The 18713-nt window shown below is 68.5% G+C and carries 22 protein-coding genes and 1 pseudogene; 10 read left to right on the forward strand and 13 right to left on the reverse strand.

Annotation, left to right across the window (positions count from 1 at the left end; genetic code table 11):
* Positions 1 to 64: 64 nt before the first annotated feature.
* The gene (locus tag M3149_RS18680) at positions 65 to 940 is read left to right on the forward strand and encodes an MBL fold metallo-hydrolase (RefSeq protein ID WP_251710999.1); all 876 of its coding nucleotides are present in this window, start codon (positions 65 to 67) and stop codon (positions 938 to 940) included.
* Here M3149_RS18680 and M3149_RS18685 read toward each other — a convergent pair.
* On the reverse strand, positions 910 to 1377 hold the full coding sequence (locus tag M3149_RS18685) for a nuclear transport factor 2 family protein (RefSeq protein ID WP_251711000.1): 468 nt from the start codon (positions 1375 to 1377) through the stop codon (positions 910 to 912). The two genes, M3149_RS18680 and M3149_RS18685, sit on opposite strands and share 31 nt — an antisense overlap.
* 160 nt (positions 1378 to 1537) lie before the next feature.
* On the opposite strand from M3149_RS18685, the gene M3149_RS18690 reads away from it, so the two are divergent.
* Positions 1538 to 2248, forward strand: a complete 711-nt coding sequence (locus tag M3149_RS18690) for a PEP-CTERM sorting domain-containing protein (RefSeq protein ID WP_251711001.1) — start codon at positions 1538 to 1540, stop codon at positions 2246 to 2248.
* A 42-nt stretch (positions 2249 to 2290) separates the two neighbouring features.
* On the opposite strand, the gene M3149_RS18695 is transcribed toward M3149_RS18690, so the two are convergent.
* Positions 2291 to 3193, reverse strand: coding sequence for a LysR family transcriptional regulator (locus M3149_RS18695; protein ID WP_251711002.1), 903 nt, complete (start codon positions 3191 to 3193; stop codon positions 2291 to 2293).
* A 143-nt stretch (positions 3194 to 3336) separates the two neighbouring features.
* Here M3149_RS18695 and M3149_RS18700 point away from each other — a divergent pair, with 143 nt between their 5' ends.
* Positions 3337 to 3714 carry a cupin domain-containing protein gene (locus tag M3149_RS18700; RefSeq protein WP_251711003.1) on the forward strand — a complete coding sequence of 126 codons (378 nt, stop codon included), beginning with the start codon at positions 3337 to 3339 and terminating at the stop codon, positions 3712 to 3714.
* Positions 3715 to 3716: 2 nt separating this feature from the next.
* Here the strand turns inward: M3149_RS18700 and modC are convergent, their stop codons facing one another.
* The 5 genes from modC to M3149_RS18725 all read right to left on the reverse strand — a co-directional run bounded on the left by modC (position 3717) and on the right by M3149_RS18725 (position 8116).
* Entirely contained in the window at positions 3717 to 4808 is a 1092-nt protein-coding gene (modC, locus tag M3149_RS18705) for a molybdenum ABC transporter ATP-binding protein (RefSeq protein ID WP_251711004.1), read from the reverse strand.
* Positions 4805 to 5476: a molybdate ABC transporter permease subunit gene (gene modB / locus M3149_RS18710; RefSeq protein ID WP_251711005.1), complete on the reverse strand. Its 672-nt coding sequence runs from the start codon at positions 5474 to 5476 to the stop codon at positions 4805 to 4807. Before modB ends, modC begins: the two co-directional genes overlap by 4 nt.
* Positions 5477 to 6235, reverse strand: coding sequence for a molybdate ABC transporter substrate-binding protein (modA, locus tag M3149_RS18715; protein WP_251711006.1), 759 nt, complete (start codon positions 6233 to 6235; stop codon positions 5477 to 5479).
* Between the two features lie 97 nt (positions 6236 to 6332).
* The gene (locus M3149_RS18720; RefSeq protein WP_251711007.1) at positions 6333 to 7163 is read right to left on the reverse strand and encodes a hypothetical protein; all 831 of its coding nucleotides are present in this window, start codon (positions 7161 to 7163) and stop codon (positions 6333 to 6335) included.
* Positions 7160 to 8116 carry an alpha/beta fold hydrolase gene (locus tag M3149_RS18725; protein ID WP_251711008.1) on the reverse strand — a complete coding sequence of 319 codons (957 nt, stop codon included), beginning with the start codon at positions 8114 to 8116 and terminating at the stop codon, positions 7160 to 7162. The genes M3149_RS18720 and M3149_RS18725 overlap by 4 nt, the downstream gene beginning before the upstream one ends.
* 80 nt (positions 8117 to 8196) lie before the next feature.
* Here M3149_RS18725 and M3149_RS18730 point away from each other — a divergent pair, with 80 nt between their 5' ends.
* Entirely contained in the window at positions 8197 to 8934 is a 738-nt protein-coding gene (locus tag M3149_RS18730; RefSeq protein ID WP_251711009.1) for a helix-turn-helix transcriptional regulator, read from the forward strand.
* Between the two features lie 13 nt (positions 8935 to 8947).
* Here M3149_RS18730 and M3149_RS18735 read toward each other — a convergent pair whose 3' ends face one another.
* The 3 genes from M3149_RS18735 to M3149_RS18745 are packed head-to-tail and all read right to left on the reverse strand — an operon-like array spanning position 8948 to position 11786.
* Complete coding sequence (locus M3149_RS18735) at positions 8948 to 10057, reverse strand: helix-turn-helix domain-containing protein (RefSeq protein WP_251711010.1); 1110 nt, start codon at positions 10055 to 10057, stop codon at positions 8948 to 8950.
* A gap of 23 nt (positions 10058 to 10080) precedes the next feature.
* Positions 10081 to 10755: a nucleotidyltransferase family protein gene (locus M3149_RS18740; RefSeq protein WP_251711011.1), complete on the reverse strand. Its 675-nt coding sequence runs from the start codon at positions 10753 to 10755 to the stop codon at positions 10081 to 10083.
* On the reverse strand, positions 10752 to 11786 hold the full coding sequence (locus M3149_RS18745; RefSeq protein ID WP_251711012.1) for an XdhC family protein: 1035 nt from the start codon (positions 11784 to 11786) through the stop codon (positions 10752 to 10754). Before M3149_RS18745 ends, M3149_RS18740 begins: the two co-directional genes overlap by 4 nt.
* Before the next feature lie 180 nt (positions 11787 to 11966).
* Between M3149_RS18745 and M3149_RS18750 the strand changes: the two genes are divergently transcribed.
* From M3149_RS18750 to M3149_RS18775, 6 genes are all read left to right on the forward strand, one after another.
* Positions 11967 to 12443 carry a 4Fe-4S dicluster domain-containing protein gene (locus tag M3149_RS18750; RefSeq protein WP_251711013.1) on the forward strand — a complete coding sequence of 159 codons (477 nt, stop codon included), beginning with the start codon at positions 11967 to 11969 and terminating at the stop codon, positions 12441 to 12443.
* Positions 12444 to 12471: 28 nt separating this feature from the next.
* The gene (locus tag M3149_RS18755) at positions 12472 to 14319 is read left to right on the forward strand and encodes an aldehyde ferredoxin oxidoreductase family protein (protein WP_251711014.1); all 1848 of its coding nucleotides are present in this window, start codon (positions 12472 to 12474) and stop codon (positions 14317 to 14319) included.
* An 84-nt stretch (positions 14320 to 14403) separates the two neighbouring features.
* Entirely contained in the window at positions 14404 to 15678 is a 1275-nt protein-coding gene (locus M3149_RS18760; protein ID WP_251711015.1) for an NAD(P)/FAD-dependent oxidoreductase, read from the forward strand.
* A 58-nt stretch (positions 15679 to 15736) separates the two neighbouring features.
* Complete coding sequence (locus M3149_RS18765) at positions 15737 to 15991, forward strand: MoaD/ThiS family protein (RefSeq protein ID WP_251711016.1); 255 nt, start codon at positions 15737 to 15739, stop codon at positions 15989 to 15991.
* Between the two features lie 9 nt (positions 15992 to 16000).
* On the forward strand, positions 16001 to 16300 hold the full coding sequence (locus tag M3149_RS18770) for a hypothetical protein (protein ID WP_251711017.1): 300 nt from the start codon (positions 16001 to 16003) through the stop codon (positions 16298 to 16300).
* 64 nt (positions 16301 to 16364) lie between these two features.
* Positions 16365 to 16790, forward strand: a complete 426-nt coding sequence (locus M3149_RS18775; protein ID WP_251711018.1) for an OsmC family protein — start codon at positions 16365 to 16367, stop codon at positions 16788 to 16790.
* A 19-nt stretch (positions 16791 to 16809) separates the two neighbouring features.
* Here M3149_RS18775 and M3149_RS18780 read toward each other — a convergent pair whose 3' ends face one another.
* The 3 genes and pseudogenes from M3149_RS18780 to M3149_RS18790 all read right to left on the reverse strand — a co-directional run.
* Positions 16810 to 16998, reverse strand: a complete 189-nt coding sequence (locus tag M3149_RS18780) for a hypothetical protein (protein WP_251711019.1) — start codon at positions 16996 to 16998, stop codon at positions 16810 to 16812.
* A 106-nt stretch (positions 16999 to 17104) separates the two neighbouring features.
* Positions 17105 to 18490: an NAD(P)-binding protein gene (locus tag M3149_RS18785; protein WP_251711020.1), complete on the reverse strand. Its 1386-nt coding sequence runs from the start codon at positions 18488 to 18490 to the stop codon at positions 17105 to 17107.
* A gap of 85 nt (positions 18491 to 18575) precedes the next feature.
* Positions 18576 to 18713 (reverse strand): annotated as a pseudogene (locus M3149_RS18790) (ketol-acid reductoisomerase); the annotation flags it as partial.

An 18713-nucleotide genomic window follows, 5' to 3' on the forward strand; every position in this document is an offset into this window, starting at 1 on the left:
AATATATTGACAAATAGATTGTCTGTCAATATATTAATGACGACTTATTAAAAAGGAGTGCCCCATGTCCGCTGCCAGCCCCCGTCTTCAGGTCCACGGCCACTTCGACCCGGCCACGTGGACCGTCACCTACGTCGTGCACAACGGTCCGGGCACGCCCGCGGCCATCATCGACTCGGTGCTCGACTACGACCCCAAGTCCGGCCGCACGCGCACCGTGTCGGCGGACGCGGTGATCGCCTACGTGAAGGCCAACGATCTCAAGGTTGAATGGATCCTTGAGACGCACGCGCACGCCGATCACCTCTCGGCCGCGCCGTACCTGAAGAAACAACTTGGTGGGCGCATCGGCATCGGCGGGCGCATCACTCAGGTGCAGAAGGTTTTCAAGGCCATCTTCAACCTGGAACCGGAGTTCCGCCTCGACGGCTCTCAGTTCGACCACCTGTTCCAGGAGGGCGAGAAGTTCCGCATCGGTGAGCTCGAGGCCGAGGTGCTCTACGTGCCGGGGCACACACCAGCCTGCGCGGCCTATCACGTGGGCGACGCGGTGTTCGTCGGCGACACGCTGTTCATGCCCGATGTCGGCACCGCGCGATGCGACTTCCCCGGCGGCGACGCGAAAACCCTCTACGCCTCCACCCGCAAGATCCTTTCGCTGCCACCCGAGACGCGCCTCTTCATGTGCCACGACTACCCGCCCGCGGGGCGCGCGGTGCGCTTCGAGAGCACGGTGGCCGAGCAGCGCGCGCACAACATCCACGTGAACGACGGCATCAGCGAACAGCAGTTCGTGGACATGCGCGCCCAGCGCGACGCGACGCTGGAGATGCCCAACCTGATCCTGCCCTCGGTGCAGGTGAACATCCGCGCCGGGGAGCTGCCGCCTGCCGAACCCAACGGCGTGCGCTACCTCAAGATTCCGGTCAACGCGCTGTGACAGTCGCGACGCCAGGGGTCAGGGGGGTCGGGCACTGCCGAGGAGTGGTGCTCGACGATGCGCCACGACGCGATACCCGCACCGGGCGCGACGGGGGCATCGGCCTCAAGGCGCAACACCAGCGTGAACCGTGCCGCCAGCACCCGTCCGGGCGCAAGCTCGAGGTCGTAGCGGCCGCTCTGGATGACCACCCCGTCGCCCAGCGCGCGCCCACGCCGCTCGATCAGCACCATGCGTGGCCGCGGATGCAGGTCGAACACCCGCGCGAAGTAGGCCCGCACGCCCGTCGGGTGGTCGATCGCTTGCGGCGCGGTCGTTCCCCACAGGCGGGCGTCGGGTACATATAGGGCCGTGATGGCCGCCAAGTCCGCGGCGTTGAAGGCCGCCAGCCAACGGTCAGGTAGCGCGTGGGCGGCAGCGAGGGCGTCGGGGTTCATGGGTGCGTGGGGTAGCCAAACTGTCGGAAATCTTGCCACACGCCCTGCAGAGCACGCGCGTTTTGCTTGCAAATCAAGGGCTTGCAACGGTGGCACGTCAATTGCTGATTCGTGCCACATCCCGGCCTCGGCCGTCCACTGAACCCCCAAGGAAGCTGCCGTGAAACTGAAATCCATCCTCTCCCAAGTCGCGCTGGCGCTCGGTACCGTGGTCTTGATGGGCACCACCTCGGTGGCGAGCGCCGCTGCGGTGATCAATGGCAGCGACTTCACCAACGGCCAACCCAGTCAGGTGATCGGCGGTTTGAACTGGACCATCGCGCCCGGCGGGACCTTCCAGAAAAAGACCATGGGCGGGTTCACGGGCGTGGGCATCAGCGGTGGTCGCACCGGCGACGAGATCGACATCGGCGAGTACCTCACCGGCACCGCGGTCTCGGGCACCTTCGGCATCGCGGGCTTCACGCTAGGCGTGCTGTTCGACGGCCCCGAGTTCGGCGACTACAACGAGATCGCCCAGATCACGGCCGTTCGCCAGGGCGGCGGTTCCATTATTCATACCCTGCGCGCCGATACCGCCACCACCGCCATCTGGAGTGGCACAGGCGACTTGGCCAACCTCTCGCAGGCGGCCGACGGTTCGGGTGCTGTCTGGGCGCTGACCGGCAACCCGTTTGGCAGCTACACCGATTTCGTGAGCATCTCGTTCACCGCGCTGACCAGTACCTTCTGCGACTACCAGAGCTGCAACAACCAGTCCGACTTCACGCTGGTGCAGCTCAAGACCACCGATGTGCCCGAGCCGGCCAGCCTGGCCCTGCTGGGCCTCGGCCTGGTGGGCTTGGCCGCTGCGCGCCGCCGCAAAGCCTGAACAGCCAGCGCCCAACCGAAGCCCCGCTTTGGCGGGGCTTTTTCATTTGGCATCGAAGGCCATGGCCAGCTCGTCGAGCAGGGCGCGCACACGCGGCGGCATCAGGCGTTGCGTGGGCATCACGAGGTGGATGGGGATGTCGGGCGGACGCAGGCTTGGCAACACCTCCACCAGCGCGCCACTCGCGAGTTCGTCCTCCACCATGTAGTCGGGCAACTGGGTCAGGCCCAGGCCCAGTGCGGCCGCGTGCGCCATGGCCTCGCCATCGTTGATGCGCACCGTGTGCTCGGGGTGCAGCGTCATTGCCTTGCCTTTCACCACGAACTGCAAGGGCCGGTCCCGCCCGCTGGAGTGCTGGCGATAGACGATGAAGGGGTGGCGCGCGAGATCGTCGAAGCGCCGTGGGCGCCCGACGCGTTGCAGATAGCCGGGTGCGGCACACAACAGCATGGACTGCTTCGCAAAGCGCCGTGCAACCAGGCCCGAATCCTCAAGCCTGCCCACGCGCACGGCAGCGTCAAGCCCGCCCTGCACCAGGTCGGCATAGGCGTCGGAGAGGTGCACGTCGAGCGTGATGCCGGGGTGCTTGCGCACGAGTGAGGCCAGCACCGGCAGCAGTTTGCGCCGCCCGTACGCGATCGGAAGGTCAAGCCGCAACGTCCCGCTGGGCGTGGCGCGACGGCCGTCGGCTTCTTCTTGAAGCTCCTGCAATTCCCCCAGCACGCGCTGGCAGCGTGCGAACAGCCGCTCGCCGTCTTCGGTGAGATTCACCTTGCGTGTGGTGCGGTGAAAAAGACGCACGCCCAGTGAGTCTTCAAGCCGTCCGACAGCCTTGGCCAAGGTGGACGGCGCCTGACCGAGTTCGCGTGCCGCGGCAGCGAAGCTTTGTCGACGCGCCACCTCGGAGAACGCGATCAGCGCGTGCGCGCCTGCAATGCCGGTCATGAAGGTCCCATCTGGATTAACGAAGAATATTCGGCAATGAAACGATGCTAAAGCTTATTCCGGATTGAATTCAACTGCCAGACACTGCGCCCCGCAGCGGGCCATGGTGGTCCGCACAAACCCCGGACGAAAGGAGTCCCACCATGTATGTCATCGATCAATCCACCCCGGCAGCGACGCCCATCGAAGGCCTGGCACACGCCACCTGGGCAGGCGTCAGCGACGGCCTCACGCAGTTGTCCGTCTGGCGCCAGACGCTGACGCCCGGCGCGGCAACCCCTCCACACAGCCACAGCTGCGACGAGGTGGTGCTTTGCCATGCGGGCCAGGGCGAATTGCATATCGACGGCCAGGTCCGGAGCTTCGGCGCCGGCCAGAGTGTGGTGCTGCCGCGCGAGAAGCTGCACCAGCTGTTCAGTGTGGGCGCCACCCCGCTGGAGCTCACCGGCATCTTCGGCCAGACGCCAGTGCCGGTGCGCCTGCCCGATGGCCAGGCGCTGGAACTGCCCTGGCGCAGCTGAGCTCAGCGCAACACGGCCACGCCCTTGATGAGCGCGAACACGGGAAGCCCCGTTGCAAGGCCCAGACGCTGCACCGAACCCTGCGTGAGCCGCGCAAGCAGGCTTGTGCGATCGCCCAGTTGCAGCGTGACCAGCACCTGGCCGGGGCCGTCGTCGGTGAGCCCTTGCACGGTGGCGGGCAGCACGTTGTTCACGCTGATCTGCCGGGGCTCCTGCAGCGCCACGCTGACGTCGCGTGCCTGCACCCGAACGCGCAGCGTGGTGCCGGGGGCATGCGGTTCGCGTCGCGGTGCAGTCAGCCGCAAGATCCCGCCGTCGATGGCAAGCGTGGTCAGGCCATCTGCGTCCGTGCCAAGCACCTGCCCGGTGATCAAGGCGCTGGCCGCATCGCCATGGGCGATCGGCAGCTCGCTGCGCGTGATCAGCTCGGCGATCGGGCCCTGCGCGCGCACGCGACCCTCCTCGAGCAACACCAGGTGGTCGGCCAGGCGCAGGGCTTCGTCGAACGCGTGCGTAACGTACACGATGGGCAAGTCAAGCCGCTCGTTCAATTGCTCCAGCCACGGCAGCACCTCGGCCTTGCGTGCGGCATCCAGCGATGCCAGAGGTTCGTCCATCAACAACACGCGCGGGCTGGTGGCCAGCGCGCGCGCAATGGCCACGCGCTGGCGTTCGCCGCCCGAGAGTTCGGCCGGCCGGCGATCGAGCAGGTGTGCAATGCCCAGCAATTGCAGGCCGTGGTCCCAGCCGTGGCGGCGCTGTGCGTCGGGCGTGCGGCGCCAGCCGTAGCGCAGGTTGTCGCGCACGTTCAGGTGTTCGAACAGGCTCGCTTCCTGAAACACGTAGCCCAGTGGGCGGCGGTGCGTGGGCAGGCAATGGCCGCGCGCGGTGTCGTTCCAGACCTCCCCGCCGACCACCACGCGCGCGCTCACTGCGGGCTCCAGCCCGGCGAGCACGCGCAGGCAGGTGGTCTTGCCCGAGCCCGACGGCCCGAACAGCGCGGTGACACCGCGTCCGGGCAGTCGCAGGTCGACGTCGAGCGCAAAGTCGTTGCGCTGCACCTTGGCGCGCAGTTCGATCGGTTGGGAGTTCATGTGCGCCGCCGGTTGATCCACTGCAGCGACAGCAGCACCGCGAATGCAAAGACCAGCATCACCGCGGCCAGGCGGTGGGCGTCGGTGTACTCGAGCGCTTCCACGTGGTCGTAGATCTGCACCGAGACCACGCGCGTGACGCCGGGTATGTTGCCGCCGACCATGAGCACCACGCCGAACTCGCCCACGGTGTGGGCAAAGCTCATTACGGTGCCAGTGATGAGGCCGGGCCTGCACAGCGGCAGCACCACGGTGAAGAAACGGTCCAGCGGCGAGGCGCGCAGGCTGGCCGCGGCCTCCAGGGGACGCTCGCCCAGTTGCTGCATGGCCGTGAGCACCGGCTGCACCATGAAGGGCAGCGAATAGAAAACCGAGGCCACCACCAGCCCGCCGAAGCTGAAGGTCAGCAGGCCCAGACCGAGCGATTGCGTCCACTGCCCCACGGGCCCCTCGGGCCCCATGGCCACCAGCAGGTAAAAGCCCAGCACCGAGGGCGGCAACACGAAGGGCAGGGTGACCAGCGCCCCCACCGGGTGGCGCCACCACGAACGCGTGCGCGCCAGCCACCACGCCAGCGGCACGCCCAGCACCAGCAGGATCAGCGTGGTCAGCCCCGCGACGCGCAGCGTGAGCGCGATGGCCTGGAGGTCGGATGGCGTGAGGATCACTCAGAGATCGTAGCCGTAGGAGCGAATCAAGGCCTTGACGCTCTCGCTGCGCAGCAGCTGCATCAGCGCGCGCGCCGCCTCGTTGTGCTCGCCACGCTTGAGCAGCACGGCGTCCTGTCGGATGGGCGTGTACAGCGCCTGCGGCACCACCCACATCGAGCCGCCCTTGAGGCGACCGCCTTGCAGCACCTGCGACATCGCCACGAAGCCGATCTCGGCGTTGCCGGTGAACACAAAGTTGTGGGCCTGGCCGATGCTCTCACCTTGCACCAGGCGGGGCGTGATGCCCGTGGCCAGCCCGAGCTTGTCGATCGCTTCGATTGCGGCAGCGCCGTAGGGCGCTGTCTTGGGGTTGGCGATGGCCAGCTTGCGCCAGGCGCCGCTGCGCAACACATCGCCGCGTGCGTCTACCTGCGCGGCGTCGGCCGACCACAACACCAGCTTGCCGGTGGCGTAGGTGAAGCGGCTGCCGGGCACGGCCAGGCCGTCGGCCTCCAGTTGCTCGGGCACCCGCTGGTCGGCCGCGAGCATGGCGTCGAAAGGCGCGCCACTGCGAACCTGCGCGTACAGCCGGCCGGTCGAACCCACGGAAATCTCCAGCGTGTGGCCGGTGGTCTTGCGCAGCACCTCAGCCACCGCGCGCATGGGCTCGGCGAAGTTGGCGGCCACCGCCACCGTGGCCTGCGCCGCGTGCGCGCCCGTGATCCACATGGCCAGGGACAGCCCCAGCAATGGGGCACGAAGGCCTCGCACGAACATCGCCATCTCCTTGCCTGTATTCGCGTCTTCCGTTCGGAACCGCGATGAGCATACCGCCGGGCAAGGCCTACCGGCGTGCGGGCGCGTCGCGGCTGGTTCAGTTGCAGCGCACCGTGGCATTGCCCGCCGGCGTTGGGACGTTGTCGAGCCGGGCCAGCACCTCGGCTCGTGGGCCGACGTCCTTCGACTCCATCTGCGCGCCCGCGCGCAGCCGCACGACGTCACCCACCTTCAGAGGCAGTTGTGGCGGCGCCAGCGCCACCCATTGCGGCGCGTACCAGTCGCCCCCGTCAATCACCTTGAGCTGGCAGCCCAGTCGCAACACGCGCCCGGCCGCGAAGTCCTCGTCGCGCAGGGCATCGAGGCGCTGGAAGGCCGCCGACGCAAAGTCGTGCTGCCAGGCCGGGGGCGTGAGGTGCACCCGCAGGTGCCAGGTGGTGGCGCCTGCAGGCTCGCTCGTGTGACACGCAGGGGTGGTTCGTGTGGGTGGTGTGTCGTCGACCCGTACGAACTGGCCGTGCAGCGCGCTGGCCCGCTCGGGCGCAACACCCGCCCAGGCGGAGCGGGCATCGCGCACGACGATGCGGCTGCCTTGTGCCAATGCGGTGCCGCGCGGCACCAGGGTCGTCACGCTGACCCAGCGTGTGCCGCCGCTGCGGCTGGCATCGGGCACGCCGCATTCGCCCTGCACCAGGCGTGCTTCTTCGAGGTCACGTCGGACCACGCCCGCGCGCAGGGCGGCGTGCAGCGCCGGGTAGCCGTCGCGCAGGCTGTCCCGATCGGGCGCCACCTGCAGCACCTGGGCCGTGGTCTCGGCGCCCGCGCGTGGCGCCGTTTCGCAGGCGGCGAGCAGGCTGCACAAGGCGAGGGCGGCGATGCTGGCCAGCCGCGTTGTGCTTCGGGGTGTGGGGTCGGCAGGGGTCGTCATGGCGAAGTTGTACCTGCAAGATGCTGCACGAGGAAGCGCCGGTAGCGCTGCGCCACGGCACGCGGCGCCTCCATCATGGGCAGGTGGCCCAGGTCCTCGAGCAGTTCGATCTCGGCGTCGGGGCGCTGACGCCGCAGTGCCCGCACGCCCGAGGCGTGGAACACGCGATCGCACCGGCCCCACAGCGCCAGCAGCGGCGTCTGCACGCCGGCCAGGCACAGCTGCAGCACATGGCGGTCGGCCAGGTGTTCCTGCCAGATCCGCTGGTTCGACGCGGCGCGGTCGATCGCGTCTGCACAGGCGGCGCGCCGGATCGGCCAGGGCAGCCAGGGGCGTTGTTCGAAGAGGCGCTCGAGCATGGCCTCGAACTCCCCGGGGTCTCGTGCGATCAGCGGTGCTTCACCGCGATCGATCATCCGGTCGGTCTCGCTGGGCACCGGCGAGCGCAGGCCGTGCGGCGCGCCGACGAAGGCGAGCGTGGCCAGACGCTCGGGGCTGGCCAGGGCCAGCAGCGCGCCCAGGGCACCGCCCATTGAACTGCCCGCCACGTGCACGCGCGGCAGCGCCAGGGCATCCAGGAGCGCCTGCAAGCGGGGCACCTGTTGCGCGTAGCCGTAGTGCTGGTCCTCGTGCCGATCGCTTTCCCCGAACCCGGGCAGATCGGGAACGATCACGCGGTGGTGCCGCGTGAGCTGCCGCGCGAAGTCGACCCAGTGGTCCTTCTCGGCGAAGATGCCGTGCAGCAGCAGCACCGGCTCGCCGCGCCCGCCATCGAGATAATGCAGGCGGTGCCCGGCGACGCGGATCTCGTGCGCGCGCAGGCCCGCCATCCAGCGGTTCAACCCGATCAGCGGGGCTTTCAACAGATGTGGCAACCCATGGCTCGCGGTCTTCACGAAGCCGGCTTGGGCCAACCGGGGCGGCACCCGTTGGCGGGTGGTGGAAATCGGCACCTCGTTCTCCTGTGTCGTGTGGGGGCAGGGGCGTCACGGTACGGGTGGCGCGCCGCGCTGTCTTGAAGGTTTGGGCTGTGATGGCTGGCAACGCATTGACGCTGTGCGCCGACAAGGCGCTCTACCTGGGTGAGCTGCCCGCCACCGGGCTGCACCGCCATGCGGCGCCGGTGTTGCTGCTGGGCTTGTCGGGGCGTTTCGCGATCGAGCGCCCCGGGGGCTGGCGCGAGACCTGCCACAGCGCGCTGATCGACGCTGGCGTGGAGCACCTGTTCGACCCGCAGGGCGAGCGCGTGGCCTTGATCTACCTGGAGCCGGACGCGCCCGAGGTGCGCCGGCTGCGGCCTCTGTTCGACCGACAAGGGCCGGTGCTGGGCGACTTTGCACCCCGCGCAGCACAGCGCTGGCACACCGAGCAACGCCTGCACAGCTTCGACCTGCCCGCGTTGCTGGGGCGCGCGGCCTGGCCACCGCTGCAGCCGGTGGACGCGCGCGTCTTGCGCAGCCTGCAGCGCTTGCGGGAAGCCGGCGAGACCGTGCCCGATCGCGAGGCGCTGGCGCACGAGGTGCATCTGTCGGCCTCTCGCTTCAACCACCTGTTCAGCGCCCAGGTCGGCGTGAGCTTTCGCAGCTATCGGGTCTGGGCGCAGGTGCGCCGCGCGATGGCGGGATACCGGCCCCGGGGCAGCCTCACCGACGCCGCCCTCGACGGCGCGTTCGCCGATTCGTCGCACTTCAGCCGCGTGTTCCGCAACACCTTCGGCATGACGCCGTCGAGCGTGCTCAAGCCGCTGCGCTCGGTGCGGTGGCTGGGCTGAGGCGCTGCCTGGCTCAGCGCCGCTTCGCGCCCAGCTTGCGGTAGATGGTGGCGCGGCTGATGCCCAGGGCGCGGGCAGCGTCCATCACGTTGCCGCGGGCGTCGTCCACCGCCTTGCGGATGAGGGCGGTTTCCAGGTCCTTGAGCGGCATGCCCTGCGCCACCGGTGCGCTGCGTGCGCTGCGGTGCCCGGCCTGTGCGAGCACCTGCAGACGCAGGCCCGACCAAAGCGGGATTTCCAGCGCGCTGGCGTGGGCATGTGCGGCGTCGAACAGCGCCTCGATCGGTGAGGCGAAATGCAGGCTGGCGTGACCCACCGGGGTGCCGGGGGCGATGCCCAGCATCTCGGCCGCGGGCCGGTTCAGGGCGGTGACCTCGCCGTCGGCGTCGAGGCAGACCAGACCGTCGCTGTCGTCGCCGAGCACGCGCCCGGGCCAGTTCATGCGCAGCAGCAGGTGGTGCGGTTGCGCCAGCGCCATCGCGTTCTCGATGCTGCGCGCCGATTGCGACACCAGGTGTTTGAGCGCGGGCTGTTCGTTGACGTTGACGCCGGTGAGGTCGAGCATGCCCACACATTGGCCGTCGGGCCCCCAGATGGGCGCACCGGCGCAGCTGTACACGCTGGTGGCGTCGAAGAAATGCTCGCCGCGGTGCAGCCACACCGGCTGCAGGTCGGTCAGGGCCATGCCGATGGCCGTGGTGCCCACCGCGCGTTCGGAGAGGTCGACACCGATACGCGCGATGCGGTTGACGCTGGGATCGTGCCGGTCGATCGGGCCGTTGACGTCGATCACCACGCCGTGCGCGTTGGTGAGGATGGCGAAGTAGCGCGTGTGCGACATCGCACGCGCGAGCTGGCGGATCACGGGGCTGGCGGCGCGCAGCAGCGGCTGGCTGCCCTCGATGGCGCGCTGCATCTGCGCGCTGCTCACCGCCTCGAAAGCCACCTCGCGCCGCGGCTCCAGGCCCAGTTGCAGGCAGCGTCGCCAGGAGTTAGCCACCCACGGCGACAGGCGTGGGCCGGCGTCGGGGTCGTGCGCGTCGAGCATCGCGCGGCGCGCCTGGGCGATCAGGGTCAGGCGGTCGTGGGAGGGGGCAGCGGATCCGACGGGCATGGGGTGCATTGAAGCAGGCTGTCGCTTCTCGATCAACCGTTGTGCATGCCGCACTGCGGCATGGGGGCGTTCGGCGGCAGCGCCACCGCCAAACCGGTTGTCTGTGCCAGTCGATCGAGATCGAGCGGGGTGTCCAGGTCGAACGTGTGCGCCGGGTCTGGCGTGTTCCACAACGCGACAGCTTCGGGCCGCTCGCGGCGCCAGGCGCGCAGGCCACCGGCATGGTTGCGCAGTTGCGCACAGGCCAGGCCGTCGAGCACCGCAGGGTGGCCCGGGCGACCATCCACCTGCGGTACCAGGGCGTGACGGCCGCGCTCGCGCTGCTCGAAAGCCCGCAGCGCGGCATCGATCTGCGGCGCACCCAGCAAGGGCTGGTCGCCCAGCAGCACCAGCAAGCGCTCGGGCATGGACGTGAGGCTGCGCAGCCCCCACTGCAGGGAATCTGCGGGCTCGTCGCCGGGCGCGGGGTTGCGCAGCAGCAGCGCGCGCTGTCCGGCCGGCAGGGTGCTCACATGCGCAGCCACCGCGTCGGCGTGGTGGCCGAGCACCAGGCGCACGTCGCGGATGCCGAGCGTGGCCAGGGCATCGAGCAGGCGCTGCAGCAGCGTCTGCCCGCTCAGGCGGATGAGGCACTTGGGCACATGGCCCAGGCGGCGCCCGGCGCCCGCCACCAGCACCAGCGCCACGGTGTGGAGGGCTGGCGTCACGGGGCTTCGCGCACGAAGCAGCTCACGGCGTCATCGGCCCGCACGTCGAGCTTTTCCTTGGCCGGGCCCACGGCCAGGTCGCGCGGCAGCGGCACGCCGTTCTTCACCGCCAGGATCTCGGCCATCACGCTCACCGCGATCTCGGCCGGCGTCTTGCTGCCGATGTAGATACCGATCGGCCCGCGCAGGTGCGCAAGACTCTCCTCGGTCTGCTCGAAGTGCTCGATCAGGCGCGCGTGGCGCAGTTGCTGGTTGCGCCGCGAGCCGATGGCGCCGATGTAAAACGCCTCGGTGCCCAGCGCTTCGAGCAGGGCCAGGTCGTCGAGCTTGGGGTCGTGCGTGAGCGCCACGATGGCGGTGCGGCGGTCGGCGCGAAAGCCGCGCACCAGGTCGTCGGGCATGTCGTGCGAGAGCGTCACGCCCGGCACCTGCCAGGCGCCGCGGTATTCCTCGCGCGGGTCGCACACCGTCACCGAAAAGCCGCTGAACAAGGCCATGGTGGCCAGGTACTCGGTGAGCTGACCGGCGCCGATCATGAGCAGCCGGTATTCGGGCCCGAAGGCGTTGTGCAGCCAGCCATCGTGCTCGCGCAGCGCCTCGGGCTGGGCAATGTCGGTCAGCACCACACGCCCGCTGGCGATCTCGGTGCTGCGCTGAACCATGCGGCCTGCGCTCAGACGCGCCACCAGGTCGGCCAGCGTGTCGGCATCGGTGTTGAACTCCAGCAGCAACTCCAGCGTGCCGCCGCAGGGCAGGCCGAAGCGGTGGGCTTCGTCGGCGCTCACGCCGTATTTCGTGCGCTGCGGCGGGCCGTCTGCCAGGGCGCTGCGGTAGCGGTGGATCAGGTCGTCCTCGATGCAGCCGCCCGAGACCGAGCCGACCACCGCGCCGCCTTCGCACAAGGCCATGATGGAACCCACCGGGCGCGGCGAACTGCCCCAGGTGCGGATGACGGTGGCCAGCAGCGTGGCCTTGCCGGCACGGCGCCAGTCCAGCAAGGTGCGCAGCACGAGGAGGTCGAGGTTTTCCATGGCCGTGAGGATGCCACGCCGACGACGACCCCGGTGGCGGCATGCCCCTGTCGCAATCTGAGACTTTTTGTCGCCCACCCGGGTAAACCCTCAATGTCGCCCAACCCCGCGCGCCAAGAATCGTATGCAGACGCATGCATACCGCGCCGCGGGTGTGGCGTCGCCCCACAGGAGACAAGAATGCAGAAAGTGCTTCACATCAACCCCGACAAGTGCACGGGGTGCCTGCAGTGCGAGATGGCGTGCTCGTTCGAGAACTACGGCACCTTTGCGACCTCGAAGTCGCGTATCAAGGTGTTCGACTTCCATCACACCGGCAAGAAGGTGCCCTACACCTGCACGCAGTGCGACGAAGCCTGGTGCCTGCACGCCTGCCCGGTGGAGGCGATCACGGTCGACAAGGTCACCGGGGCCAAGGTGGTGAACGAGAGCACCTGCGTGGGTTGCAAGGTCTGCACCATCGCCTGCCCGTTCGGCACCATCAACTACGTGCAGGAAACCGGCAAGGTCCAGAAGTGCGACCTGTGCGGCGGCGAGCCGGCCTGTGCCGACGCCTGCCCGACCAGCGCGATCACCTTCATCGACGCCAACTGGACCGGCATCGATCGCATGAAACAGTGGGCCGACAAACTCGGCAACCAGGCCAGCGCCGCCTGATCAACCCGACGCACACAAGGAGATACACATGTCCTGGGCTGGAAAAATCCTGCGCGTCAACCTGACGGCAGGCACCGTGAAATCCGAACCGCTGAACATGGAGTGGGCGCGCGCCTACCTGGGCTCGCGCGGGCTCGGCAGCAAATACCTCATTAGCGAGATCGACCCCAAGGTCGACCCGCTGTCGCCCGACAACAAGATCATCTGGGCCACCGGGCCGCTCACCGGCACCATGGCCTCCACCGGCGGGCGCTACACCGTCATCACCAAGGGCCCGCTCACCGGTGCCATCGCCTGCTCCAACTCGGGCGGCTACTGGGGCGCCGAGCTCAAGATGGCCGGCTGGGACATGGTGATCTTCGAGGGCAAATCGCCCAAGCCGGTGTTCCTCTACATCAGCGACGACGTGGCCGAACTGCGCGATGCCTCGCACCTGTGGGGGCAGACGGTGTGGAAGACCGAGGAGACGCTCAAGACCCAGCTGCAGGATCCGCTGGTGCGTGTCTCCTGCATCGGCCAGGCCGGCGAGAACCAGGTGCTCTACGCCGCCGTGGTGAACGACTTGCACCGCGCGGCCGGCCGCTCGGGCGTGGGCGCCGTGATGGGCAGCAAGAACCTCAAGGCGATCGCCGTGCGCGGCACCAAGGGCGTGGGCAACATCCGCGACCCGAAGGCCTTCATGCAGGTCACCAAGGAGAAAAAGAAGATCCTTGCCGAGAACGCGGTGACGGGGCAGGGCCTGCCCACCTACGGCACGCAGGTGCTGATGAACGTGATCAACGAGGTGGGCGCGCTGCCCACGCGCAACCACCGCGACGTGCAGTTCGAAGGTGCCAAGGACATCTCGGCCGAGGCCATGGCCACGCCGCGCGAGAGCGATGGCAAGAAGCACCTCGTGACCAACCAGGCCTGCTTCGGCTGCACCATCGCGTGCGGACGCATCAGCAAGATGGACGAGAACCACTTCACCGTGCAGAACAAGCCGCAGTACTGGGGCGCCAACGGCGGCCTGGAATACGAGGCGGCCTGGGCGCTGGGCGCGGCCAACGGCGTGAACGACCTCGAGGCCCTGCAGTACGCCAACCTGCTGTGCAACGAGTACGGCATGGACCCGATCAGCTTCGGTGCCACCGTGGGCGCGGTGATGGAGCTCTACGAGATGGGCGTGCTCACCAAGGCGCAGATCGGCGTCGAGGCGCCGTTCGGTTCGGCCGCGGCACTGGCGGCGTTTGCCGAAATGGTCGGCAAGGGTGAAGGCTTCGGCAAGGAAATCGGCCAGGGCTCGGCGCGCCTGACGAAGAAGTACGGCCACCCCGACCTGTCCATGAGCGTCAAGGGCCAGGAGTTCCCGGCCTACGATGGCCGCGCCATCCAGGGCATCGGCCTGGCCTATGCCACCAGCAACCGCGGTGCGTGCCACCTGCGCGGCTACACCATTGCCTCCGAAGTGCTGGGCATTCCGGTCAAGACCGACCCGGTGGAGAGCAACGGCAAGCCCGAGCTCGTCAAGGCCTTCCAGGACGCGACGGCGGCCTTCGACTCTTCGGGTCTGTGCGTGTTCACCACCTTCGCCTGGGGCGTGGCCGATCTGGCGCCGCAGCTGCAGGCCGCGTGCGACGAGCAGTACACCACCGAAGAACTCGAGAAGATCGGCGAGCGCATCTGGAACATGGAGCGCGAGTTCAACAACGCGGCCGGCTTCACCGCCAAGGACGACTCGCTGCCCAAGCGGTTGCTGACGGAAGCGGCCAAGACCGGTGCTTCCAAGGGCATGGTGAGCAAGCTGCCCGAGATGCTGCCCAAGTACTACGAGGTGCGTGGCTGGGACAGCGAGGGCCGCCCGACCAGCGAGACCAAGGCAAGACTGGGCCTGTGAGGGCGAAGGCCCTTACCGGTTCCACCTGAACCTCCTGGGGGCAGTGCGCGCGCTGCCCCCTCTTTTCTTGCTCGGGAGACCCGCATGCACCACGTCATTCTCGGCGCCGGCCCGGCCGGCGTCATCGCCGCCGAGACGCTGCGCAAGCACGCACCGCACGACCAGATCACCCTTGTGGGTGACGAGGCCGAGCCACCGTACTCGCGCATGGCGATTCCCTACCTGCTGATCGGCAACATCGAGGAGCCGGGTACCTACCTGCGCAAAAACCCGAAGCACCTGGATCAACTGCGGGTGAACCCGGTGCGTGCCAAGGCCACGGCGGTGGATGGCGCCAAGCGCACCGTGACACTGGACAACGGTCAGACACTCACCTTCGACAGGCTGCTGATCGCCACCGGCTCGCACCCGGTGCGCCCCCCCATCCCGGGCATGGACCTGCCCGGGGTGCATCCCTGCTGGACGCTGGAGGACGCGCGCGCCATCGCGCGGCTCGCCAAGCCCGGTGCGCGGGTGCTGCAGATGGGCGCCGGCTTCATCGGCTGCATCATCATGGAAGCGCTCAAGCAGCGCGGGGTGCAGCTCAGCGTGGTGGAGATGGGTGACCGCATGGTGCCGCGCATGATGGGCCCCACCGCGGGCGGCATGATCAAGGCCTGGTGCGAGAAGCAGGGCGTGAAGGTCTACACCGGCACCAAGGTGCTGGCCATCGAAGCGGGTTCGCCCTTGCGCGTGAAGCTCTCCAGTGGCGAGTCGGTCGAGGTCGATCTCGTCATCAGCGCCACCGGCGTGCGCCCGGCCATCGGCTTCCTCAAGGATTCGGGCATCACTTGCCTGCAAGGCGTGCTCACCGACGAGCACCTGCAGACCAATGTGCCCGGTGTGTACGCCGCGGGCGACTGCGCGGAGGCCTTCGACAAGGTGAGCGGCAAGACCATCGTGAGTGCGATTCAGCCCAATGCCGCCGAGCAGGCGCGGGTGGCCGCGCTCAACATGGTCGGACAGCGCACCGAGCTCAAGGGCGTGACGCAGATCAACGTGCTCGACACCCTGGGCATGGTCTCCACCAGCTTCGGCAATTGGGAGGGCGTGCCCGGCGGCGAGCACGTGGAACTGACCGACCTCAACGAAGGCCGCCACCTGAGCCTGCAGTTCCAGGGCGATGTGATGGTGGGCTGCAATTCGGTGGGCTGGACCGAGCACGTGGGCGTGATGCGTGGCCTCGTCGAAGGCCAGGTGAAGCTCGGTGCCTGGAAGGACAAACTCAAGGCCGACCCGACGAAGCTGATGGACGCCTACCTCGCAGCCGCGCAGGCACAGGGGCAATGGGCAGGTGCCGCCGACGAACGCCGCCGCTGACATGCTTCAATCGCCTGTCATCGTTCGTCCCGAGCCTGTCCAAGGGCAGCCGCCACCCATGAAGATCACCTTCAAACTTTTTGCCACCCTCACCGACTACCTGCCGCCCGACGCGCGCCGCAGCAACCAGATCGAGCTCGACATCGATCCCTCGGCCTCGGTGCAGCAGATCATCGAGCCCTACGGCATGCCGCCCAAGCTGGTGCATCTGGTGCTGGTGAACGGCAAGTACATCGCGCCCGAGCAGCGCCTGAGCACCACGCTCAACGACGGCGACGTGCTGGCCATCTGGCCGCCGATCGCCGGCGGTTGAGGCCTTTCGGTGCAGTCGCACTACGCCGAGCGCTTCACGCGCGAGATGGGTTGCACCGAAGCGGAATGGTTGCGCTGGTTGCCCGCGGCCGTCGGCGAATGCGCCTGGCAGCGCGACGGGCAGCGCGCGACGGTACAGGTGCCACCGGGGCACCTGGCACTGCGCTGGAAGGTGCTGCCACCGCGGGTGATCGCCCTGGTGCGCATGCCTGTTCTTCAGGTGGACTTCCAGTTCGATGGTCTGAACGACGAACAGCGCTTCGGCTTCATGCGCCGCTTCGACTTGTACATGCAGCGCGGCGGCGGTTGACCTGCCGCAAGCCCTGGCCTTGCAGGGTGCGTTATGGTTTGCTCAAACCATCCGAAGGCCAGCCATGAGCGAATCCCTGAGCATCACCGTCACCCGCCAGCAGGGTTACCAGTTCCTCGTCGATTTCGGGGCCGGCATGCCCGACATCACCGCCGACCTGCCGGCGCCGCTGGGGCAGGGCGCGGGCCCCTCGCCCGAGCACCTGCTGGGCGCGGCGGTGGCCAACTGCCTCGGCGCCAGCCTGCTGTTTTCGCTGCAGAAGTACAAGCAAGACCCGGGCACCGTGCGCGCCACCGCCACGCTCACCCAGGGCCGCAACGCCGAAGGGCGCCTGCGCGTCACGCACATCGACGTTGCCATTGAACTGGAAAAGCCCGCGGCCGAGCTGCAGCACCTGGAGCGCGTGCTGGCCCAGTTCGAGTCGTTCTGCACCGTCACGCAAAGCGTGAAGACGGGTATCGACGTGGCGGTGAACGTGCGCACCGGCTGATACCGCAGCCCGCGGCGCCTCAGCCCGCGAGGTTGCGCAACAGGTAGCGCCCCAGCGCCTTCCAGAACTCGGCGCCCGAGTGCTGCTGCCACACGGCCGACACGTCGGCAAAGCCCTTGTGCAGCACCATCGCAATCAGCCCGATCAGCAAGAGGATGGCCACGGCCTGGAGCAGGGTCTTGGAGATGTCGTCGGGATGGCGGGGCATGGGCAATGGCAAGGGGCGTGTGTGTGGGCTGGGGGGCCGCACATCAGCGAGGGCGGCGACCGGGCATTGTCGCCAACCCGGCGGGAGACGCGGGCGACACTGAGCGTCAGCCCTTGAGCCAGGCCGCCAGCTTGCCCGCCGCGGCAGCGCCGTGCCGCTTGATGATCTCGCGCGATTGCACGACAACGGGGTCGTCCTGGTATTGACCGATCGCACCGAGCGGATTGAGCCGCGTCTGTCGTGACCAGGACGCCAGCGCGGGGTGCGCAGCGCGTGCGCGCTCGCTGACCATGCTGGCGAAAAAGGCGGTGAGGTAGTCGCGGTTGTGGTTCCACCAGCGGATGGGCGGACACAGCCGGTTTTTCTCCGCATCGTCGGGAATGGTGGCCTCGGCCACCCCGATCATGGCGAATTGCTGGCAGGCGAAACCCCACACAGTGGGCTGCACGGTGATGCGACCGGGCTCGAAGATGGGGCGCAGTGGCGGCGCGGCCAGCCCTTGCGCGGCACAGTGCAGGTGCACCGTGTCCTCGCTCGTGGGCACGCGGCCGTCGTCGAGCACGATCTCGCGGCGCCCGATGCGGCGCACGTGGCCCAGGCGCACCACGTCTTGCACCTGGCGCAGCAGGGTGAGCTCGCCTTCGCCCACCAGGCCGCCGCGGAACATGCTGCTGCTCACGCCTGGGTCGATGCGCAGGAAGAAGCCCGCGCTGTCGAGCCTTGCAAACAGGTCGTCGACATCGCTGGCCAGGGCCATCGCCTCGATCTGCAGCGCCAGGCCGCGGTAGAAATCGGGCAACAGGCTGTGGGGCTGGTGGTAGTGCCGGTTCAGCCAGCGCGCTTCGCGCGGTCGAATCCAGCGGATGGCATCGGGCGACACGCCGCGCTCGAGCAGCCAGACGCAGGTGTCCAGCGCGGTCTTGCCCGCGCCGACGATGACGTAGCGTTCGGCGCGTTCGCGCAGGCGCGCCACCTCGCCCGCGGGCAGGCAGCGCACGCCGGCCTCCACCTCGAATGGCGGCGGCGCAGTGGCCGGCACCTGGCCTTCGAGATAGGTGGTGTCGATCAGCTTGCGCCGCACACGCACCTGACCGACCTGGCCGGACAGGCGCGAGACGAAGCGGTGCTCGCCGAGGTGATCGCAGTTGGGGAAGTAGCGAACGCGTCCGCTGGGCAGGAAGTGACGCTGCATCACGTGCGCGTAGTAGGCACGGATCTCGTCCACACCCGCGAGCTCGTAGTAGCCGGCGTTGGTGCCCCGGCTGTCGAGGGCATTGACGCCCAGCGGCACCGAGCACACGCCATAGAAGCTCGAGGGCTGATGCAAGCGCACGAAGGGGTAGGCATCGAGCCAGTGCCCACCCGGCGCGTGTCGGCGGTCGATCAGTGTGATCGTGGCGTCGGAATGTGAAAGCAGCGCATCGGTGATGGCCATGCCGGCGGCACCCGCGCCGATGACGAGGTAGTCGGTCTCGAGGTCCTCTGCCGCCATGCGGCCATGATAGGCAGGGCGCGCGGCTGCGTTGCGGCGGCTGACGGGCGGTGGACGGTGTGGGCCACCGCCCAGGGTCCCGGGCTCAGTTGCGGGTCTGGTCCACCAGCTTGTTCTTGGCGATCCAGGGCATCATGGCGCGCAGCTGGGCACCCACCACCTCGATGCTGTGCTCGGCCGTGTTGCGACGGCGTGCCGTCATGCTCGGGTAGCCGGTGCGGCC

This window comes from Hydrogenophaga intermedia, assembly GCF_023715105.1.
In the GTDB taxonomy this organism is placed as follows: Bacteria; Pseudomonadota; Gammaproteobacteria; order Burkholderiales; family Burkholderiaceae_C; genus Hydrogenophaga; species Hydrogenophaga intermedia_A.